The 3,505-nt window shown below is 67.7% G+C and carries 5 protein-coding genes; 1 reads left to right on the top strand and 4 read right to left on the bottom strand.

Annotation, left to right across the window (positions count from 1 at the left end; translation table 11 throughout):
• The coding region (locus tag RUH65_RS15525; RefSeq protein ID WP_313818547.1) for a hypothetical protein at positions 1 to 377 on the top strand (377 nt) is incomplete at its 5' end.
• Between the two features lie 68 nt (positions 378 to 445).
• Here the strand turns inward: RUH65_RS15525 and RUH65_RS15520 are convergent.
• The 4 genes from RUH65_RS15520 to RUH65_RS15505 form a co-directional block, all read right to left on the bottom strand.
• A complete protein-coding gene (locus RUH65_RS15520; protein ID WP_313818545.1) occupies positions 446 to 1,147 on the bottom strand; it encodes a C40 family peptidase in 702 nt (233 codons plus the stop codon).
• Between the two features lie 241 nt (positions 1,148 to 1,388).
• Entirely contained in the window at positions 1,389 to 2,384 is a 996-nt protein-coding gene (locus RUH65_RS15515; RefSeq protein WP_313818543.1) for an HAAS signaling domain-containing protein, read from the bottom strand.
• Entirely contained in the window at positions 2,381 to 2,728 is a 348-nt protein-coding gene (locus RUH65_RS15510; RefSeq protein ID WP_313818542.1) for a PadR family transcriptional regulator, read from the bottom strand. Before RUH65_RS15510 ends, RUH65_RS15515 begins: the two co-directional genes overlap by 4 nt.
• Before the next feature lie 90 nt (positions 2,729 to 2,818).
• Positions 2,819 to 3,406 carry a dihydrofolate reductase family protein gene (locus RUH65_RS15505; RefSeq protein ID WP_313818541.1) on the bottom strand — a complete coding sequence of 196 codons (588 nt, stop codon included), beginning with the start codon at positions 3,404 to 3,406 and terminating at the stop codon, positions 2,819 to 2,821.
• Between the last annotated feature and the right edge of the window lie 99 nt (positions 3,407 to 3,505).

Genomic DNA, 3,505 nt, shown 5'->3' with positions numbered 1-3,505 from the left:
TGGCCGTGATGGAGGCCGGCCGGCGCCGGGTGGGCACCGCCGCGGTCCGCCGCCAACTGGCCGGACTGCGGTCCGATCTCGAGCAGCTGGCCCTGGGTCTGGACCTGTCCCGGCTGGATATGGTCGCGGTGCTGGGCCTGGACTCGGCGAGCGGCGGCCGCGCCGAGCAGGCCGACCAGCGGCTCTATGAGTCCGCGCTGGTCACCGCCTGGCGCGAGGTGGACGCCCTGGAACGGTTGCCGCGCCGCGAGCAGCGCGGTGAGGCGTGGGAGGCCCGCGTCCGCCACGTGCGGCGCTTGGTGACGACCCTATCCACCCAGCAGGCCGATGTGGCCCGCCGGGCCGACGAGCTGCTGCGCAGCCAGCGGTTCGGTTAACCACTTTGCGGGCAGTAGTTGGGGGTGCGTCGCACCCCCAACTACTGCCCGCAAAGTCGGCTTGGGGATCAGTACCGGGCGGCCGTGCCCATCATGTTCCAGGGGCTGTAGTCCACGTCGGTGACGGAGACACCCTCGGTGTAGTTGCGGGCGTGGGCGATCTTTCCGTCACCCACGTAGACGGCCACGTGGTAGATGCCGGAGGCCGACCCGTTGTTGGACCAGAACACCAGGTCACCGACCTGCAGCTCGTCCAACCCCACATATTGGTTAGCCCCGGAGTACTGCGCGCCCGAGGTTCGCGGGATGTCCACGCCGGCCTGAGCGAAGGCGCTCTGGGTGAATCCGGAGCAGTCATAGGCGGACGGCCCGTTGCCGCCGTAGGTGTACCCCACAGAGGAGTCATTGGCGGTGGAGACAGCCCAGTCCGCCGCTGCGCCGAAGGAGCCGGACGACGAGGAGTAGGAGGCCAGCTGGTAGGTGGCACCCTCGCTCGAGGATCCGGCCGAGGCGCTGGAGTAGTCCGAGGCAGAGCTGGACGATGAGGACGTGGAGGAGGCCGAGCCGGTCGACTCACCCTGGTAGCTCCAGTCCTGGTAGGACGATGCCTGCTGAGAACCATCGTTGGCGGAGGCGGGGGCCACCCCGGCCAGCAGGGCGCCGGCGGCGGTGGTCACGCCGAGGGCGCCGACGGTCAGGGAGCGGCGCTGGCGGGACCGGCGGGCCTTCAGCTCGGCGGCGAGGCGGTCACGGCGGGTGGGGTAGTTCATGGATTCATACCTTGATTGACGACGGTGTACACACGGCGGTCCCCGGATCCGGACGGCGCCTGCCCCCGTGGCCTTCACAGGCTGGAGTGGGTCACCGTCCGACATCCGCTGGGGTTATCGGACCGTTACTTAAAGGTACACACTCGTTATTAAATCGCAACCTTGCGACCGCCTGAACGGCACCTGACCGCCATCTGAGTGGGATCGGAGTCCATGAGTACCCGCCGCGCGCGGCCGGCTGTTATTCAGCCGTGACCTGGCGCTCGGCCATGCCCAGAGTCCGCCAGTACTGCACACAGACATACAGGTCCCAGAAGGCGACTCCCCAGATCACCACCAGATAGAGCACGTCCACCCAGTCCGTGGCGCCCGAGTTCTGGAGGATGCCGGAGTTGATCGCCGGGTCGATGACCTGCTGCGTCAGGACCAGCATGGTGAGGAACACGCCTGCCACCACGTCGAGGGCGGCCCTGGCTGCCAGCCGAAGCCGCGTGGTCCGGCCCCGGACAATCGTCCAGATGCCCAGCACCGCCTCCATGGCGAGGAGGACGTAGTAGGCCGGCAACCAGAAGGACCACAGGTCCTGGTTGACGAACGGTCCGCCGTCGTTCAGGTGGCCCACGTAGAAGAACGTGGTCGGAATCACCGGCATCAGGGCCAGCAGCACCAGCATGACCAGACCACCGATGGCCTCGGAGCGGGCTTCCCGCGCGTGCGCCACCTCGGTCTCCAGGTCATCGACGCTCCAGTGCCGGGCACCATCCCGCGCCAAGGCGGCCTTGTCCCGGGGCTGGGCAGCGCGTTCGAAGATCCAGAAGAACACGGTGACGGATCCCAGGAGCCAGAACAGCGCGCTGATCAACGGTCCGACGATCTGACCGATCATGGCCCCGATGTTGGCCTCGGCCTCCGTTGTGGAATACACCACGATGTTGACGATCAGGGCAACCCCCAGGACCATCGGCACCAGCCACTGCAACGCGCGCACGTAGACGGGATACAACTCCGGCCCGATCAGGTAGTTCGGGGTGTTGCGGTACCGAGCCGCCAGCCGGGCCGGGTCCCCGAGTTCCTCGAGGGCGTCCCGCTCCGCGGCGGTCTCACTGGCACCGGTGGCGAGCCGCTCCTCCTCCATGTCCGAGATCAGGGCGGTCAACTCACGGGAGATGTCTTCGCGCTGTCCATCGGGCAGATGCGCGACGACCTGGTCGATGTAGCGACGGGTCAAAGCGGTCATCGTGGTGATTCCTTCCAGAGGGTGGCCATGCTGGCTGTCAGTCGTGTCCATTCATCCCGGAGCTCGTCCGCCATCCCGGCACCGTCCTCGGTGAGGCTGTAGTACTTGCGCGGGCGGGGTTCGTCCGTGTTCCACTCCGCCTTCAAGAGACCCTGGCCTTCCAGCCGGCGCAGCAGCGGATAGAGCGTGTTGGCCTCCGCATCCAGCCCCGCGGACGCGAGGTATTCCAGTAGGGCGTACCCGTAACGAGGGGTTCGGCAGGCCAGCAGGCAGGCGACCACGAGGGTGCCACGCCGCAGCTCCTGCCGGTGGGTGGCGAGGGCGGAAGCCAATTCTTCGTTCACGCCTCACACGGTAGTGTGTGCCACACACTATTGCAATAGAGCGGGGTATCTTCCGACTTCTCATCGGCTGAACCCGCCCCGCCCGCTACATCACGAGGACACCGTGGCTGACCGGCTCATCTCCTGCTCGCCGGGGGTGATGTCATAGACGAGCCGGGCCCACTCCCCGACCTTCTCGGCGGACCTCAGCCGCAGCCGATCCCAGAACACGTCGCCCGAGAACAACGGCTTCCCCCGGGCCAGGGTCACCGGAGCCACGGTGATGGCGATCCGGTCCAGAGCGTCGGCCGCCAGGAACTGGGCGGCCAGCCCCCCGCCGCCCATCATCCAGAGGTCGCCGTCGCCGGCGGCCGCCCGGATCTCGGAAAGGTGCCGGCCGACGTCGCCCTCGAGAATCCGCACGTCCGCCCCGGCCGGAACGGGCAGGTCCCGGCTGGAGAACACGAACACCGGTTTCCGCCCCATGGACGAGGCCCAGTTCTCCGGATGGGCCACAAGGTCCTCGACCGCCAGCACCCACTCATAGGTGGTGGATCCCATCACCAGGGCGGCGGCCGAGCCCATGAAGTCCGAGATATCCGGCTGCTCTCCGGGGATCTGGAAGAGCCAGTCCAGGGAGTCGTCCTCGGTCGCGAGGAATCCGTTGAGGGTGGCGGCGGTTTCGTAGATGACGGCCATGCGCGCACGCTAGCAAGGGTCCGAGCGCCGGCCGGCAGGTCGAGCACGGCCTCGACCAGGTGCTCGGTGTCGATGTCCGCTTCGGCCTCGGCTATTGCC

This window comes from Citricoccus sp. (assembly GCF_032154715.1).
Lineage (GTDB): Bacteria > Actinomycetota > Actinomycetes > Actinomycetales > Micrococcaceae > Citricoccus.
This window is presented reverse-complemented; position numbering and strand designations above follow the sequence as displayed.